Annotated in this window: 17 protein-coding genes; 8 read left to right on the forward strand and 9 right to left on the reverse strand. The window is 49.6% G+C overall.

What is annotated here, in order from left to right; translation table 11 throughout:
• Positions 1-18 precede the first annotated feature (18 nt).
• The 3 genes from KDM87_RS08840 to KDM87_RS08850 are packed head-to-tail and all read right to left on the reverse strand — an operon-like array spanning position 19 to position 2,259.
• Positions 19-819, reverse strand: a complete 801-nt coding sequence (locus tag KDM87_RS08840) for an adenosylcobinamide-GDP ribazoletransferase (protein WP_212678752.1) — start codon at positions 817-819, stop codon at positions 19-21.
• On the reverse strand, positions 819-1,853 hold the full coding sequence (cobT, locus tag KDM87_RS08845) for a nicotinate-nucleotide--dimethylbenzimidazole phosphoribosyltransferase (protein ID WP_212678753.1): 1,035 nt from the start codon (positions 1,851-1,853) through the stop codon (positions 819-821). The genes KDM87_RS08840 and cobT overlap by 1 nt, the downstream gene beginning before the upstream one ends.
• 7 nt (positions 1,854-1,860) lie before the next feature.
• Positions 1,861-2,259, reverse strand: coding sequence for a diacylglycerol kinase (locus KDM87_RS08850; protein ID WP_212678754.1), 399 nt, complete (start codon positions 2,257-2,259; stop codon positions 1,861-1,863).
• A 317-nt stretch (positions 2,260-2,576) separates the two neighbouring features.
• Between KDM87_RS08850 and KDM87_RS08855 the strand changes: the two genes are divergently transcribed.
• A complete protein-coding gene (locus tag KDM87_RS08855; protein WP_186883271.1) occupies positions 2,577-3,356 on the forward strand; it encodes an IclR family transcriptional regulator in 780 nt (259 codons plus the stop codon).
• 105 nt (positions 3,357-3,461) lie between these two features.
• Here KDM87_RS08855 and KDM87_RS08860 read toward each other — a convergent pair whose 3' ends face one another.
• From KDM87_RS08860 to tkt, 5 genes are all read right to left on the reverse strand, one after another.
• Complete coding sequence (locus tag KDM87_RS08860) at positions 3,462-3,920, reverse strand: cache domain-containing protein (RefSeq protein WP_212678755.1); 459 nt, start codon at positions 3,918-3,920, stop codon at positions 3,462-3,464.
• 241 nt (positions 3,921-4,161) lie between these two features.
• A complete protein-coding gene (lepB, locus tag KDM87_RS08865) occupies positions 4,162-4,845 on the reverse strand; it encodes a signal peptidase I (RefSeq protein WP_212678756.1) in 684 nt (227 codons plus the stop codon).
• Positions 4,846-5,022: 177 nt separating this feature from the next.
• The gene (gap, locus tag KDM87_RS08870) at positions 5,023-6,039 is read right to left on the reverse strand and encodes a type I glyceraldehyde-3-phosphate dehydrogenase (RefSeq protein WP_176804895.1); all 1,017 of its coding nucleotides are present in this window, start codon (positions 6,037-6,039) and stop codon (positions 5,023-5,025) included.
• A gap of 67 nt (positions 6,040-6,106) precedes the next feature.
• Positions 6,107-6,715 carry a GNAT family N-acetyltransferase gene (locus KDM87_RS08875; protein WP_212678757.1) on the reverse strand — a complete coding sequence of 203 codons (609 nt, stop codon included), beginning with the start codon at positions 6,713-6,715 and terminating at the stop codon, positions 6,107-6,109.
• 5 nt (positions 6,716-6,720) lie between these two features.
• A complete protein-coding gene (gene tkt / locus KDM87_RS08880; protein ID WP_329604927.1) occupies positions 6,721-8,730 on the reverse strand; it encodes a transketolase in 2,010 nt (669 codons plus the stop codon).
• A 251-nt stretch (positions 8,731-8,981) separates the two neighbouring features.
• Between tkt and KDM87_RS08885 the strand changes: the two genes are divergently transcribed.
• Positions 8,982-9,707: a 16S rRNA (uracil(1498)-N(3))-methyltransferase gene (locus tag KDM87_RS08885; protein ID WP_212678759.1), complete on the forward strand. Its 726-nt coding sequence runs from the start codon at positions 8,982-8,984 to the stop codon at positions 9,705-9,707.
• A 36-nt stretch (positions 9,708-9,743) separates the two neighbouring features.
• Here KDM87_RS08885 and KDM87_RS08890 read toward each other — a convergent pair whose 3' ends face one another.
• Positions 9,744-9,986 (reverse strand): DUF3079 domain-containing protein, encoded by a 243-nt coding sequence (locus KDM87_RS08890; RefSeq protein ID WP_212678760.1) that lies wholly within the window; start codon positions 9,984-9,986, stop codon positions 9,744-9,746.
• Between the two features lie 294 nt (positions 9,987-10,280).
• Between KDM87_RS08890 and KDM87_RS08895 the strand changes: the two genes are divergently transcribed.
• From KDM87_RS08895 to lspA, 6 genes are all read left to right on the forward strand, one after another.
• Positions 10,281-10,943 (forward strand): DUF5610 domain-containing protein, encoded by a 663-nt coding sequence (locus KDM87_RS08895; RefSeq protein ID WP_212678761.1) that lies wholly within the window; start codon positions 10,281-10,283, stop codon positions 10,941-10,943.
• 415 nt (positions 10,944-11,358) lie between these two features.
• A complete protein-coding gene (locus tag KDM87_RS08900; protein ID WP_212678762.1) occupies positions 11,359-12,495 on the forward strand; it encodes a methyltransferase in 1,137 nt (378 codons plus the stop codon).
• Between the two features lie 75 nt (positions 12,496-12,570).
• Positions 12,571-12,783, forward strand: a complete 213-nt coding sequence (locus tag KDM87_RS17735) for a hypothetical protein (RefSeq protein WP_230407680.1) — start codon at positions 12,571-12,573, stop codon at positions 12,781-12,783.
• Positions 12,784-12,994: 211 nt separating this feature from the next.
• On the forward strand, positions 12,995-13,975 hold the full coding sequence (locus KDM87_RS08905; protein WP_212678763.1) for a bifunctional riboflavin kinase/FAD synthetase: 981 nt from the start codon (positions 12,995-12,997) through the stop codon (positions 13,973-13,975).
• 53 nt (positions 13,976-14,028) lie between these two features.
• Positions 14,029-16,902, forward strand: coding sequence for an isoleucine--tRNA ligase (gene ileS, locus KDM87_RS08910; protein WP_212678764.1), 2,874 nt, complete (start codon positions 14,029-14,031; stop codon positions 16,900-16,902).
• 216 nt (positions 16,903-17,118) lie between these two features.
• Entirely contained in the window at positions 17,119-17,637 is a 519-nt protein-coding gene (gene lspA / locus KDM87_RS08915; RefSeq protein ID WP_212678765.1) for a signal peptidase II, read from the forward strand.
• The last annotated feature ends 1 nt before the right edge of the window (position 17,638 follow it).

A 17,638-nucleotide genomic window follows, 5' to 3' on the forward strand; every position in this document is an offset into this window, starting at 1 on the left:
GTCTGTATCCACACAAGGCTAAGGATTTACACTGACAACGCGTGCCAGTACGCCAAGATAAAATGCAAGCTCCGACAATTGTTGTACGGCACCCAAACAATCGCCGGTATAGCCACCGATTTTTTTGAAAAATACGCGGGCAAGCCAGAAACTCGCCAGCAGCATTAAAACCAGCGCAGGTAACAGACGATCAATCATCAAAGGTTGCCACAGCAAGAGGACTCCGGCAGGCAATAAGACAGACAGACAAGCGATACCGAACTCATTCGACGTCATCTGTTGCGCAAGTGGCTTCGCTTTCCCTTCCTGTCTCGCGTAACTGAGCAGCCAGATCAGGCTGCAGGAGAACAAACGCGACAGTGGATGTGCAAGCAGTAAAGCGGGGATGACCAACACGGTCGGCAAGCTCACCAGTACGATAAATTTGCTCAATAACATGAGGCAGATACCAATCGCACCATACGCGCCTATGCGTGAGTCTTTCATGATTTCCAGTACCCGCACCGGTGTCATCCCGCCACCAAACCCATCGCAGACGTCGGCAAACCCGTCTTCGTGAAATGCGCCTGTCAATAAAATACTGATCACCATAGACATCAGGATAGCGACGGCGGCTGGCCACCATAACGATGCAATCGCATAGGTGCTTGCCGCGACAGCGCCGACCACCCAACCAACTGCCGGAAAATAACGCGAGGCATGGTGCAGCCAGGCAGGATCAAACCCCACCCAGCCCGGAATAGGAATGCGCGTAAAAAACTGCAGCGCAATAAAAAACAAGCGCAACTGATGCAGCGCTTGCTGTCCTAACAGCGTCATCAGTCAGCACTCTTTTCACTGACTTGCGCAGAACCAAATGTCGCCATCTGATTCAGAAAGTTAACTGCCGCCTGCACCATAGGATAGACCAGTGCAGCCCCTGTACCCTCGCCTAAACGCAGATCGAGTTTCAGTACAGGGTTCACCTGCAACGCTTGCAGTAAGCGAGCATGACCGCTTTCGTCAGATTGATGAGAAAACACACAGTAATCAAGAATATCCGGTTGCAATCTTGCCGCAACAAGCAAGGCGCTGCTGACGATAAATCCATCAATCAGCAAGACTTTGCGGCGTGCAGCTGCTTCCAGCATCGCTCCGGCCATCGTCGCAATTTCAAAACCGCCAAAACAAGCCAACACATCAAGAGGCTCGCTTACACCGGCATGTAAAGCAACGGCTGCCTCAATGACCTTTTGCTTATGTCGTATGCCATCAGCAGATAATCCGGTACCGGCTCCGACACAATCAGCGACTGGCAGCGCTGTCAATTTATGCATCAGCGCCGCGGCGGCCGTTGTGTTGCCGATACCCATTTCGCCAAAGCCAAGCACGTTACCGGATAAGGCTGCAACCAGTTCCCGCCCATTCTGTATCGCCAACTGACATTGCGCCGCTGTCATCGCTGGCTGCTGAGCAAAATTACGCGTACCGGAGGCGACTTTACGGTGAATCAAACCATTTCTCTCGCCAAACTCATGATTCACGCCCGCATCGACAATCTGCAGCGCAATATTATTTTGTCTGGCAAACACATTAATTGCCGCACCGCCGCAGAGGAAATTTTCGACCATCTGCCAGGTGACATCTTGCGGAAAAGCGGAGATTCCCTCTGCAACAACACCGTGATCGGCGGCAAACACGATAATGGCAGGGTCATGCAACACCGGTTTCGTGGTTTGCTGCATCAAGCCGATTTGCAAAGCCAGTTGCTCAAGACGCCCCAGACTTCCCAATGGTTTGGTTTTGTTATTGATTGCATTGCTGAGCGCGCTGGCAAGCGTGGTGTCGTTCGTCGTTAAAATTGTAGGTAACATGTTTTTCTTATGGGTAAAAGCGATTCACTAAAATGACAGTCCAGGTACCGACTGCGATAAAAAATGTCAGTAATACAGCGGCACTGCCAAAATCCTTGGCATTTTTTGATAGGGTATGCCGTTCAAGGGAAACTCTGTCCACCACGGCTTCGACGGCGGAATTCAATAATTCAACAACGAGTATCAGTAATAACACCGAAATCATCATCAATTTCTCGATTGCGGATACCGGCAAACTTAACGCGACAATGACGCCGACAATAACGAGTACTAATTCCTGACGGAATGCATGTTCGTTGATCCAGGCTGAACGAAAACCATCAATCGAATAAAAAAATGCCGAAAAAATACGTCGCAAACCACTTTTACTTTTGAACTCGCTGATCGGTTGTTCCTGATCTGACATCGTTATCCCTTGTGAGAAAAAAACGGAGGAGCCATATCCGGCGTCCACCTTGCCGCCGGATTTTACATGACAAAGCTTCACACTCCATTTCAAAATGATGACGAAAATCATTTTTCAGAGACATGACCTGAAATAAACATGCACCCCGGTTCAAGTCACGCAGAATTACACTTCTAACAAAACACGCATATCGTTTGCAGCGAATTTGCATCGTTTTTTACTAAATTTGCGGCTCAGCTTGTCTTTTCATGGTCGAGTCAATGACGATTTTTTCACATTGTGGTATAACTTATATATTGCACTGCACCACCGAGATTATGAAAAACGACGCTCCAGCTTCAGAAAAAACCTCCATACAAGTCATAGAACGCATGGTTTCTCTGCTTGATGCGCTTGCGCATTATCAGGATCCGGTCAGTCTGAAAGAACTGGCATCTGAAACGGGCTTGCATCCGTCTACCGCTCACCGGATTTTGAACGATCTGGTCAAAACACGCTTCGTTGATCGCGCCGATACAGGTTATTACCAGTTAGGTATGCGTCTGCTTGAGCTTGGCAATATCGTCAAAAGTCATTTGAACGTACGTGAAACCGCGCTTGAGTTTATGCGCACTCTGCACCGGCAAACCAATCAGACGATCAATCTCTCAGTCCGTCAGGGCGACGATATCGTTTATATCGACCGCGCTTTCTCTGAACGCTCCGGCATGCAAGTCGTCAGGGCCATCGGCGGCCGTGCACCATTGCATCTGACATCAACCGGTAAATTATTTCTGTCTTTGGATGAGCCGAAAGCGATACGGGCTTATGCAACGCGTACCGGGTTGTCTGGACACAATAAAAATTCCATTACGGATCTTTCCAAACTGGAAAAGGAACTTGCAGAAGTTCGTCAGACTGGCTATGCCAAAGATAACGAAGAACTGGAATTGGGTGTGCGCTGCATGGCTGCCGGCATTCACGATGACAGCGGGAAAATGATCGCTGGTCTGTCGATTTCAGCGCCAGCTGATCGTTTGCAGGAAGATTGGAAAAACAATTTAATGGAAACGGCACACCAGATTTCTGCCGCGCTGGGATATAAAGGACCGCGCTGAGCAGTGTCAGATCAGCATTAAAGAACTGATAGAACGAAAAAAAACAGCGCTGATCCAGCGCTGTTTTTTATTGATGGCGAACAGATGAGCCGCCGATTCGATGCCTTATTTATACGCTCCACACCCAAGAAAGTAATCCTCATTTTTTTCAAAATAACTGGATTTTGTTTCCAAGCCTTTCGTTACAGGATTCGGCCATTGATAATCAATCCAGCCATCATTCTTCGTTTTAAGAGCCGCAATCATTTCCTTGATAATCGGTTTTCCCTCAACTTTCAAATCCAGTAAATTTTTGCCTATCATCTTTGGATTCGCGCCATGAGAAAGGCTGATACCGTTCATATCGTAGACAAAGAGATACAGATCCCGGTCGTGGAAATCTTTGTTGGAGGCATCATTGAAATCGGCAAACGCTTTTTCTTTTCCAACTTTTTTAATATGGGCAATACCTTTTTTGACCAAGGCCTGTGCCTCCGCCGTCGAGCCACGCTCGTCTTTTGCCATGACCGTGCTCATAAAAAAGCCCATTATGGCCAGCAAAAATAACTTACTCATTAATTTCATGTCTTATCTCCTGATAACGCCCGACTTGATGCCGATGCATGGTTGTTATGTCGCCTTACCGTTCAAATGATTAATGAGTTGTTGCTTGCAGTCCAGTATTAGTCGCTGTGCAGCGCAATAAATCTGTCGTACTTTTGATTGTTTTCACAAAAATATACATTCCCAAACAAAACCGAAGCACAACGTCAACAGCGCGTCAGAAAATCCGGCGTCAACGTTAATATCAGACCGACACCACTTACTACAGTTTTGCGCCAAAGCGCTCGATGCGTGGCAAATAATAATCGTCGCCGTTCAGAGAAAACATTAAACGCTTCACTTGCCCGGTGATCAGTTCACGTTTGACAAAGCCGATATAACGAGAATCTTTGCTGTTATCGCGATTATCGCCCAGCATCAGGTACTCACCGTCAGGCACACGTACCGGGCCAAAGTTACGCATGGATACACGTTCAGGCATCACAATGATGTGATGATTGAGGCTACCGAGCTGCTCTTTATACACTTGTTGCAGACCGTTATATTCGCGTTGAGGAGTCAGATGATCCGAAGTGGCAACCTGCGCCGCTTCGTAATTGGCAGCCTGACCGTTGATCAATAAATGTTCATCACGCATCTCAACCACGTCACCCGGAACAGCAATCAGGCGTTTCACCAGCCGGGTGCCGTCTTCAGGCGAAGAAAAAGTGACGACGTCGCCACGCTGAGGATCAGACACGTGCTTGAGAATGACATCCGTTAAAGGCAGCTTAATATCGTAAGCGATACGGTCACAAATCACTCGGTCGCCTTCAAGCAAAGTCGGATACATGGAGCTTGACGGTACGAGGTAATAATCAGCAAGAGCACCACGTACCAGTGCCATACCTAACATGAAAACGATAAAACCCTTGTTCTGTGAAAACAGTTTCTTCAATTTCATCATATGGCTCCTGTTATGTATCGATTGCTGTGTTGTGTCGTATTTCAATAGCGTAGGCAGTCGTTAATCAAGACTGCTCCAGCCATCTTGCATTGAACTTTGATAATTCAAGTGTCAGAACTCTTTGGACAAAAAAATACCCCGAAAGTTCGGGGTATTTTTTGAGACCAAAACGCAGAATTATTTTGCGCTCATCAGTGCCACAGTCGTGTCGAGCATACGGTTGGAGAAACCCCACTCGTTGTCGTACCAGCTGGATACTTTCACCAGACGGCCGCCGTTAACTTTTGTCAAAGTTTCATCGTAAGTCGATGATGCTGGATTGTGGTTGAAATCAACAGACACCAATGGTGCTTTGTTGTAATCCAGAATACCTTTCAACGCACCTTCGGATGCTTCTTTCAATACTTTATTGATTTCTTCCACCGTTGTATCGCGCTTAGCGATGAACGTCAGGTCAACGACAGAAACGTTGATCGTTGGAACGCGCATTGCGTAACCGTCCAATTTACCGTTCAACTCTGGCAAGACCAAACCAACTGCAGCAGCTGCACCTGTTTTAGTTGGGATCATGCTCATGGTTGCAGAACGCGCACGACGCAAGTCTTCATGCATCACGTCAGTCAACACTTGGTCATTCGTGTAAGCGTGGATGGTTGTCATCAAACCGCTTTCGATACCGATCGCGTCGTTCAATGGTTTTGCCAATGGTGCGAGGCAGTTCGTTGTGCAAGATGCGTTAGAAATAACTGTGTCAGTTGCTTTCAAGACGCCGTGGTTCACGCCATAAACAACCGTTGCGTCAACATCTTTACCGCCTGGTGCGGAGATGATGACTTTCTTTGCACCGCCAGCCAGATGGGCAGAGGCTTTTTCTTTGGTTGTGAAGAAACCTGTGCATTCCAGTACGACGTCAACATTCAGTTCGCCCCAAGGAATGTTCGCAGGATTGCGCTCTGCAAATACTTTGATCTTGTCGCCATTGACGATCATGGAGTCGCCTTCAACCACGACGGTGCCAGGAAACTTGCCGTGGGCTGTGTCATAGCGTGTCAGGTGGGCATTAGATTCTGCATTACCGAGGTCGTTGATCGCGACGATCTGGATCTCGTTCTTGAACTTACCACCTTCATAGTGAGCGCGAAGGATGTTGCGGCCGATACGGCCGTAGCCGTTAATTGCGACGCGAATCGTCATGGTTTTATCTCCAAAGGACTAAACAACAATAAAAGAACAATAAAAATCAAACTATTTTGCAAAAATCTCAGTGTACTGCACCCGATGTTGGCATCGCGTTTACCGATGCCATCAGCACCGATAGATCACGCCAGCCGTAACCGACTTCTTTCAAATCGATGCCATCCCAGGTAAACGCCTGTTCATGCATTAAAACAGCACCCAGATCTTCGTAAAAATTACGGGCAATTGCATTACCTGAAATCACCCAGACCAGCAAATTATCAGCACCCTGTGCTTGCAATGTACGCGCGACCTTTTGCAGCAAACGACGACCAATGCCGGAACGCTGCCACGCCGGACGCAAATAAATCGCGGTCAATTCTGCGCGCATGCCCAGCTTAGGTTCTGGTAACAACATGCCAGAAGCAAAGCCGATAATGTGTCCTTCGCTTTCAGCAACGTACACGCACACGCGGTCACCTGCAGCAGGCAAGGCTTCCAGTATCTGCTTCCAATGCAGGAAGCTATCCTCAATGCGCATCTGATCCAGATAGGTATCCGGAATCATCCCGCGATACGTGGTTTGCCAGCTTTCCACACGCACGGCGGCGATCGCTTCTGCGTCGGCGACTGTAGCACGACGCAGACTGACTTCTTTGATAAGGCTCACAGTGCTGTCAACTAAATCTGTCATCGTGCTCAAGCCAGTGTCGCCTTGACCTTGGCGACCACATTTTCAACTGTAAAGCCAAAATACTTAAACAAGACGCCAGCCGGAGCGGATTCGCCAAACGTGTCAATACCGACCACCGCACCTTCCAGACCAACATATTTGTACCAGAAGTCCGTTACGCCAGCTTCAATCGCAATGCGTGGTAAGCCTTTGCCCAATACCGCAGTTTTGTACGCAGCATCCTGACGATCGAATACATCCGTTGATGGCATGGACACCACGCGCACTGCGATACCCTGCTCAGCCAATGCGGCTGCGGATTTCACCGCCAGCTCAATTTCAGAACCAGTCGCAATCAGCACCGCTTTCGCATCGGCTGCATCTTGCAGAACATAGCCACCACGCTGAATGTCAGCGATTTGCTGCGCAGTACGTTCCTGATATGGCAGGTTTTGACGCGAGAAAATCAGGGTCGATGGGCCATCGTTACGTTTAACAGCATGCGCCCAGGCCGCAGCAGATTCCACGGTATCGCATGGACGCCAGTTATCCAGATTCGGGATAAGACGCATGCTGGCAACGTGCTCAACCGATTGATGGGTAGGACCATCTTCACCAAGGCCGATAGAATCATGTGTGAACACAAACAGCGTGCGGATTTTCATCAGCGCTGCCATGCGGATCGCATTGCGGCTGTAATCTGAGAAAGTCAGGAAAGTCGCGCCGAAAGGAATGTAGCCGCCATGCAAAGCGATACCATTCATGATCGCGCTCATACCAAATTCGCGCACACCGTAATTGATATGATTACCAGCCTGATTACCGCGAACCGCCACACATTCTTTCCAGTTCGTCAGATTGGAACCGGTGAGATCAGCTGAACCGCCGAGGAATTCTGGCAACGACGGTGCAAATGCCTGAATTGCGTTCTGACTCGCTTTACGTGTCGCGATATTTTCTTTTTTCTCGACGCAGGCAGCGATAGCATTTGCGACGACTTCGTCAAAATTCGCTGGCAAATCACCCTTCATGCGGCGTGTCAGTTCAGCGGCTTTTTGCGGGAATTTTGCGCTGTAAGCAGCAAATGCGGTATTCCATTCGGCTTCAGCTTTGGCGCCGTCAGCTTTCGCATCCCATGCGGCATAAACGTCTGCAGGAATTTCAAATGGTGCGTATTCCCAGCCGATATGAGCGCGTACGGCGGCAATTTCTTTGTCGCCCAACGCAGCACCATGCACATTGTGCGTGCCTTCCATATTTGGAGAGCCTTTACCGATCACGGTTTTGCAGCAGATCAGCGTTGGTTTGGCCGATGTTTTTGCGGCTGCAATCGCAGCATCCACGGCTTTGGCGTCGTGACCATCGACTGCGCGAATGACGTTCCAGCCATACGCTTCAAAACGCTTAGGCGTATCGTCAGTGAACCAGCCTTCGACGTGACCATCAATTGAAATGCCATTGTCATCCCAGAAAGCAATCAGTTTACTCAGTTGCAGAGTACCGGCCAGCGAGCAGGCTTCGTGCGAAATGCCTTCCATCAGGCAGCCATCGCCCATAAAAGCGTAAGTGTAATGATCAACAATCTTCAGATCGCCCTGATTGAATTCTGCTGCCAATAATTTTTCAGCCAGCGCCATCCCGACTGCGTTGGTAATGCCTTGTCCCAACGGGCCAGTTGTGGTTTCCACACCAGGAGTGACATGCACCTCTGGGTGGCCTGCCGTTTTCGAATGCAGTTGACGGAAATTTTTAATTTCATCCATAGACAAGTCGTAACCTGTCAGGTGCAGCAAGGAGTAATGCAACATCGAACCGTGGCCGTTCGACAGCACAAAACGGTCGCGGTTAATCCATTGCGGATTCGAAGGATTATGACGATAGTGGCCTTTCCACAATGCCACAGCAATATCTGCCATGCCCATAGGCGCGCCCGGGTGACCGGAATTAGCTTTTTGTACTGCATCCATAGACAAGGCACGAATTGCGCTTGCCATCTTAGTGATTATTGCTGGCTGGAGAGATGAAATCATGGCGATAGAAGGTATAGATGAGGAAACTGGTCAGTGGGCATGTTAGCGAGCGTCTTTGAATAAACGACATTCAAGGCTCTGCAAAGCCCGTTATTTTAACAGAGCACAGCGTCACACAATAGAATTGTGACTTTCACATTACGTGCAAAACGATGGATAGCTTGCATCTGCATCCAATTACGCCAGACGAGCTGGAGTGAGTGTGTCTCTGATTTATAATTCTTTTCTTTTGCACCAGCCTGCTTAGCCATTCATTTATGCCACGTTTCTTCTGCCCTGTTCCGCTTACCGTTGGTGCTGTGATCGATTTGCCGGAAACGGTAGCACATCATGTTTTTGTTTTGCGTCTGCAAAACGGAGACACCATACAACTGTTCAATGGCGAAGGCGGATGCTATGTCGCCAGCATCGTCGACATCGCTAAAAAAAGGGCAAGCGCAGAACTGAAAGTATTTTTACCTGAAGAAGTTGAACTGCCTTACAGCCTGACGCTGGCACAAGCCTTACCCGAAGGCAGCAAGATGGACTGGATCATAGAAAAAGCAATGGAACTAGGCGTCTCGACGATACAACCACTGGCTTCTCAACGTTGCGTTGTGCGCTTATCTGCAGAACGGGCAGAAAAAAAACTCGGTCACTGGCAAGGCATCATCGTCGCGGCTGCCGAGCAATCCGGTCGCAACCGGCTTGCACATCTTTCAGTACCGCTGGATCTGGGAAAATGGCTGTCTCAACAGGATATACATCAGCGGATCATGCTTTCGCCGCGCGCCGATCAATCGCTGGCCGAATGGACAAAACATCGCGCCCCGCAGGCAGTCAGCTTGCTGATAGGTCCTGAGGGTGGATTGACTGAAGAGGAAGAAGACATGGCGATCAGACAAGGTGTGATCGCGCTGTCAATGGGGCCACGGATTCTGCGCACAGAAACGGCTGGTCTGGCCGCCATCGCGGCGATCAATGCCGCGTGGGGCGGAATGTAACGTTAATCATAAGAGCAAGACCAGCCAATACTGTTCTCAAACGCGAGTGCGGGTATCAGCATTCACAGTGGCATCGGCTTTATCGATCTTGTCCGCAGGAACAATCTCTATCACCACCTTAGGTTCCCACGCCTGCCAGTCATCGCCAAATAATTCAGCAGGATGAGCAGTGCGATCGGCACCATTTCCGCAACGCATCGCGTCGGCTGGGCAATACTCATCGCAACCCCAGCAGATACGCTCAGGATTCTTAGGTTGCACAGGAAACTTTTTTGCCATCGTCGCCACCGTTTCAATGCCTTTGCTACATCTTACCCTGTCCGGTAAGACACTTCCTTGATCCAGGACTAGTTTTGACAGCCTCTACCATCTGCTCACAACAAACCTCTTATTTATCTTAGCAATCGGAAAAACAGGATCGTCTGTGCGCAGGAGGTAACGCGGAGACGATGCACGTTGACACAACACAAAGTTGCTGAAAAATAAGTCACAAGAAAGTTATAGAAACGGCGTTTTCTGTCGTTAAGCAAAGACAGAGCTATTCGTCTCTGAACTTATTCTGAGGAGCGCAACATGGATCTGAGTGTATCGGGCATCAACACAACCACTCCGGCAACACTGACAAAACCATCGGCTGGCGTCAAACGAACGGATGGCAATAACGACAATGCGGGCAATGCAGGGAATACAGTAGCGGGCGACAAAGTCAGCCTCGATTCCAGCTCCGGCGTCAAAGATTCGCCAGTCTATGGTGATCCGAGAACCAAGGTATCCTCAAGCTCGGATGTCGCAAGTGCGGTCGAAGAAGCCAATCGCAAGGCACAACAAATCACGGATTTAATTAAATCTGCAGTGCAGCAGCAAGGTTTGCAGTTATCCAAAGTTGTCAGTGGTGAACAAAAAATCACTGCGTCTGCCGACGACATCAAGGCGGCGCAGGCAGCGGTTGCCGACGGTGGTGAGTTCAGCGCACAAAAAACCGCAGAGCGCATTCTGACCTTTGCTAAAGCCGCCATCGGTGGCGATCCGGCGAAATTGCAGAAAATTCGCGATGCCGTAGAAAAGGGCTTCAAGGAAGCCGCCGATATCCTTGGCGGCAGCCTGCCAGACATCAGTCAGCAGACCTTAAAAGCGGTTCGCGCAGAATTTGATCGCTGGCAGACACAAGGCTTGCCGACTGGCGATACGGTCAGTTTATCGTCCCCGACACAAGCATCGTCGGACATTAAAAAGTAGCATTCAATCGCATTCATTATTTAAAAAAGCCGTTGCCGTCGATATGACGGCAACGGCTTTTTTTATGTCAACACAGCCTCAGGTATAGATTCACATTGAACATGCCAGATGCGCTGCAAGCGCTACCTGCAATTTCCTTATTTCTATTTCCAGATACTGGGAGGGAGTATCTTTAAAAACAGGCTGTTTGTCCTATTAAAATAGCGGTCATTCAAATATACCCCCACCTTTTAGCTACCAAACTACCTGCAGTAATGCTGTACGCAGCGTCCGTGCGGTCGCATCGAACCTGGGTTGTTGACGAGAATGCACTGACAGCGACACTTTGTTTGCTACACTCCCAGCTCAGGTACAATCGCGCCCCGGCACGCGATCCAGCGCGCAACATCATTATTCAGAAAACAACAGGCTCAGCATGAATTCACCTTCTCCACAATTGCAATGGACAGAAAACGACGAAGTACGCAGTTGTCGCTGGCATGCAGAGAATGGCGCGCCGCCGCCAAAGCGGGTGCAGATCGCTGATGACCGCATGAGCACAGAAGTCGCCTACAAGCTGGCTTGCGAAGGAACCGCCTTGTTGTGGCGCGGCGATTTTCAGAATGCCAAACAATTGTTGCAGGCGCTCGCCCGTCGTATCGACAAAAAACCGGCTGGTAAAAAAAAGAACGTCGCGACGACTGCTGCTGAAGCCTTCCATTTACACCGGCAGACTCAGTCTCAGCGCGCGCGGGTACTGGCCATGGTATTAATTCCATTCGAGGCGAATTACCGTATTCCGCTGCGCCGCGCGCCAGATGTTGTTACTGCCTGCACTGAAGCCTATGGCGCACCTGGCACCGCATTTATAACTTCATTACGTGAGTTGCTCGGCATCATCGGCGCCCATGAATGGCGTAAAAATGGCGTAGAGATTGCAGCGCTTGGCGCAAAAATCCATCCGCATTACGGCGTGTTTTCTCCGGTACGTGGCGAATATCTCGATCTGCTGGCCAAAGCGCCACTGCCGTCCAAAGAACTCGCATTCGACATCGGCACAGGTACCGGGGTCGTCTCAGCATTGCTGGCAAAACGTGGCGTCAGAAAAATCATCGCAACCGACCTCGACCCGCGCGCCTTGCGTTGCGCCAGCGACAATGTCGAGCGGCTTGGACTAACAACACAAGTTGAATTGCAGCAGACTGATTTATTCCCCGACGGTAAAGCACCGTTGATCGTCTGTAACCCGCCTTGGTTGCCAGCACGTCCAAATTCGGCCATAGAACACGCCATTTATGATCCAGAAAGCCGCATGTTACGTGGCTTTCTGGCCGGTGTTGCCGATCATCTGGAAACCAACGGCGAAGCCTGGCTGATCATGTCTGATTTTGCAGAACATCTGGGCTTACGTACCCAGACTGAACTGTGGGACTGGATAAATGCGGCGGGTCTCGTCGTCGCAGGCAAAATGGATATCAAGCCACGTCATCCAAAATCCACAGACAGCACTGATCCCTTGCATGCGGCACGGGTCAAAGAAGTGACTTCGCTGTGGCGTCTGAAATTAAAATAAACTTCAACATCATCACTCATTAATAATTCAGCATCAGACTTAACTTAAATTTCGTCCGCATATTAACCAATCATCATGAATAAACCAGCCCGCATCCTCACTTTCAAATGTAAAAAATGCAGTAAATCTGTTCAGGTATTTTTGCAGAAAGTCTCTGCCTGCTCGCACATACAACCATACCAAGGCATCTGCACCTGCGGTGAAGTCATGAAACACGCGACCGGCAACAAAGAAGCGGTCGAGTCCTACCTGAGTTCGAATGACGTCACCTGGTCACATCACCACTAACACCAATTAACTCTGAAAAAAGCAACGATTGCTTCGCTGCCAAAATCCTTCAGTATTTGCAATATCAGAGATTCATTTGCGTAAAATCAGTCCACGCAATGACAGAAATCGCGCAGAAACGCACTGAATCCATCCGGAATTCGCGTTTTACACGGCTGCTGAGAGCGAAAGCATTTATAATCTACCGCTTTGCAGCAGTTTTCTGGACACAATGAAGGTATTCCGCGGACTTCCGAATGCAGCCTCCCGTGCCGCTTGTGCATTGGCGATAGGCAACTTTGATGGGGTGCATCTTGGCCATCAGACTTTGCTCGCCCATCTGCGCGAAGCTGCTGATCGTCTCGGTATCGAGGCCGCGGTAATGACGTTTGAACCACATCCCCGCGCATTCTTTGCCAAACTGGCTGGCGATTTATCGAAAGCCCCTGCTCGCATTGCCAATCTGCGCGACAACCTGACTTCGCTGCAAAACGCGAATGTCGATCGCGTAATCGTGGAGCATTTCAATGCCTATTTTGCCTCTTTGTCACCACAAGACTTTATAGAAAAAGTGCTGGTTGAAGGTTTGCATGTGAAATGGCTGATGGTTGGCGAAGATTTCTGCTTCGGCGCCAAACGCGCTGGCAGTATCGCAATGCTGGAAGCCGCAGGCAAAATCCACGGTTTTGAAGTCGTGACCTTAGCCTCAGTGCAAAATAATGGCGTCAGAATTTCGTCTTCGGCCGTACGCGCTGCGTTGGTGCAAGGTGATTTTGCCGAAGCGCAGGCTTTGCTGGGTCACCCTTACCGCATTTCTGGCCACGTCACACACGGACAAAAACTGGGTCGTACTATCGGTTTTCCGACACTGAATTTGCAGATCGCGCATCATCGCCCTGCCCTGACCGGTATTTTTATTGTCCAAGTGCACGGCCTCGCAAATCAGCCGCTGCCTGCTGTCGCCAGCCTGGGCGTGCGCCCTACCGTGGATGACAGCGGACGTGTGCTGCTAGAAACGCATGTGTTCGACTACAGCGGCAACGCTTACGGCAAAATCGTACAAATCGAGTTTTTACAGAAACTGCGTGACGAAGAGAAATACAGTGATCTGGAAACACTGACCGCTGCGATTCAGCGTGATGCCGATCAGGCCCGCGCTTATTTTGGTATCACAACGCGCATCCCCGCCAGTAACGCTACTGACCGAATTTGAAGAAACAATTTCTCGTTGTTTCTTCTCTCAATATCCTTACAAGAAAATTCATCATGTCTGAAAACAAAGCGGCTAAATCTGCCAGTAAATATCCGGTTAATATGACCGAAACTGCCTTTCCTATGCGTGGCGACCTCGCCAAACGTGAACCTAAATGGGTCAAGGAATGGCAAGACAGACAAATTTATCAGCGCATCCGTAAAGCCAGTGCCGGTCGTCCTAAATTTATTCTGCACGATGGTCCTCCTTATGCCAACGGCGATATCCATCTGGGTCATGCCGTCAACAAGATACTGAAAGACATGATCATTAAAGCCCGCACCATGGCTGGCTTTGATGCACCGTATGTCCCTGGCTGGGATTGCCACGGCATGCCGATTGAAATTCAGGTAGAAAAATTATTTGGCAAAAACCTGCCTGTGGCTGAAGTACATGCCAAAGCACGCGTGTATGCGAATGAACAGATAGAAAAGCAAAAAGCCGGTTTCATCCGTCTGGGTGTTCTGGGTGAATGGGACAATCCTTATAAAACCATGGCCTTTGGCAATGAAGCCGATGAGTTGCGTGCCCTCGGTAAATTACTGGAAAAAGGCTATGTCTATCGCGGCCTGAAACCAGTCAACTGGTGTTTTGATTGCGGCTCTGCACTGGCAGAAGCTGAAGTCGAATACGAAAACAAACGCGATCCATCCATCGATGTTGGTTTCCCGTTTGCAGGGGCTGAAGAAAACGACAAACTGGCGGTGGCGTTCAAGCTGGGCAAGCTGCCACTGGACAAAGGCTATTGCGTGATCTGGACCACAACGCCGTGGACCATCCCGTCGAATCAGGCATTGAATATGCATCCTGAAATCACTTACGCACTGGTCAAGACCCAGCGCGAAGGTGACGATGTCCTGCTGATCCTCGCAAAAGACCTGGTCGAAACCTGCCTGACTAACTACGGCCTGACTGGCGAAATCATTGCCACCTGTCTGGGTGCAGATTTATCCGAAATTAAATTTAAACATCCGTTGGCCGCAATGGATGTGGGCTATGACCGTTTCTCTCCGGTCTATCTGGGTGATTACGTCAGTACCGAAACCGGTACCGGCGTGGTTCACTCCGCACCAGCCTACGGTATAGAAGATTTCCAGTCATGCAAGGCACATGGCATGAAGGACGACGACATCATCGCTCCTGTGATGGGTGATGGCCGGTTCGCGTCCAGCCTGCCTTTCTTTGCCGGTATGACGATCTGGGAGGCGTCCAAGCCTATCTGCGAAAAACTGAAAGAAGCGGGTACATTGTTCTCGTTGAAAATGTTTGATCATAGCTATATGCATTGCTGGCGTCATAAAACGCCGATCATCTATCGCGCCACCTCACAGTGGTTTGCCAGCATGGATAACACGCCCACAGCGGGCGGCGACAGCCTGCGTCAGACGGCATTGAAAGCCATTGATGAAACAGCCTTCTTCCCCGCGTGGGGTAAGGCACGTTTGCATGGCATGATCGCCAACCGCCCTGACTGGACCTTGTCACGTCAGCGTCAATGGGGCGTGCCTATGGCATTCTTCCTGCATAAAGAAACCGGTCAGCTGCATCCACGCACACCAGAATTGCTGGAACAGATCGCGCTGCGCATGGAAAAAGAAGGCATCGAAGCCTGGCAAAAAATCGAAGTCGCTGATTTGCTTGGCGATGAAGCAGATATGTATGTGAAAAACCGCGACACGTTGGATGTCTGGTTTGATTCCGGCGTTACACATCAGACTGTCTTGCGTGGTTCACACAAACAACAGCTGCAGTTCCCGGCCGATTTGTATCTCGAAGGTTCTGATCAGCATCGCGGCTGGTTCCACTCTTCGCTGCTGACCGCATCGATGCTGGATGGCCGTGCGCCTTATAAAGCCTTGCTGACGCATGGTTTTACCGTCGATGGCGAAGGTAAAAAGATGTCCAAATCTTTGGGCAATACCTTAGCACCGCAAAAAATATCCGACACACTCGGCGCAGACATCCTGCGTCTGTGGGTCGCGTCGTCTGATTATTCCGGCGAACTGTCTATTTCTGACGAAATCCTGAAACGTGTGACGGAAGCTTATCGCCGCATCCGTAATACTTTGCGCTTCTTGCTGGCCAATACGTCTGATTTTGATGCCGCCAAAGATGCAGTTGCTATCAATGAGCTGCTGGAAATCGACCGCTATGCGATCGCCAATACGGCGGCGTTGCAGAAAGATATTCTGGCGCATTTTGATGCATTTGAATTCCATCCTGTGGTCAGCAAATTGCAGTCTTTCTGCTCAGAAGATCTCGGTGGTTTCTACCTCGATATTCTGAAAGACCGTCTGTACACCAGCGGCACGACCTCACACGCGCGCCGTTCGGCTCAAACAGCGATCTGGCATATCACCCAATCGCTGCTGCGTCTGATGGCGCCGATGCTGTCGTTCACTGCCGAAGAAGCATGGCAATTCTTTGCCGCTGCCGATGCCTACAAAGACAGTGATGAAACCATCTTCACGCAAACTTATTACCAGTTGCCAGAAATCGCCGATGCAGCTGCCTTGCTTGCCAAATTCAATGCATTACGCACAGTACGTGCAGATGTGACCAAACAATTGGAAGAAGTCCGGGTATCCGGTGCGATTGGCTCATCATTGCAGGCAGAAGTAGCAATCAAAGCTGCAGGCGATAAATTTGCGGTGCTGAATAGTCTGGCAGACGATTTGAAATTTACGCTGATCACCTCTGCCGCTACAGTGGAACAAGTTGCGACAGAAGCAGAAGAAGCCGTCGTTGTGACACCATCCAAATACGAGAAATGTGAGCGTTGCTGGCATTATCGTGCTGACGTTGGCAGCAATGCTGAACACAAAGGTTTGTGTGGCCGCTGTGTCAGCAATTTGTTTGGTGCGGGTGAAACGCGTCGTTTCGCGTAATTTTCAATACTGAGAAACAAGGTGGGTGAACATCGTCTGCCCGCCTTGTTTTAACGACGAACAGACGCAAAATTGTTGCGGTGAGGCTTGGTGATGCAGGCATCATGCCAGTGCTGCGATTTTACGTCAGTCTGCAGCAAATGAAATTGCTTTAACTTTCTGACATCGCCTGCTTTCAGGTAAGGTTACGCCCATTCTCTTCTTTTCAGACTATCCATGGCTACCAAAAAACGTTCGAATTTCTCTGCTGGCTCAGCTACTTCGGGTTCTTCCCTGATCCCGTGGCTGTGTCTGGCGACGATCATTATTTTGTTTGATCAGGTCAGTAAAATCACCATCACCAAATTATTCGCCTATGCTGAATCGCTGAGCGTTACCTCGTTTTTTAATCTGACGCTGGTCTATAACAAAGGGGCAGCATTCAGCTTTCTGGCAGCAGAATCTGGCTGGCAGCGCTATTTCTTTACGGCGATCGGGCTGATTGCTGCGGCGTACATTACCTATCTTCTGAAGCGTCATGCAACGCAAAAACTGTTTTGTGCTGCACTGGCAATGATTATGGGCGGTGCACTGGGAAATGTAATTGACCGCCTGTTGTACGGTCATGTGATTGATTTTCTGGATTTCCACTACCAAGAGATCTATCACTTCCCGGCCTTCAATATTGCCGACAGTGCGATCTGTATCGGTGCGGCGTTGTTCATTCTGGATGAATTGCGTCGCGTCAAAAAATAAG

This window comes from Cognatundibacterium rivi (genome assembly GCF_018139565.1).
In the GTDB taxonomy this organism is placed as follows: Bacteria; Pseudomonadota; Gammaproteobacteria; order Burkholderiales; family Burkholderiaceae_D; genus Undibacterium; species Undibacterium rivi.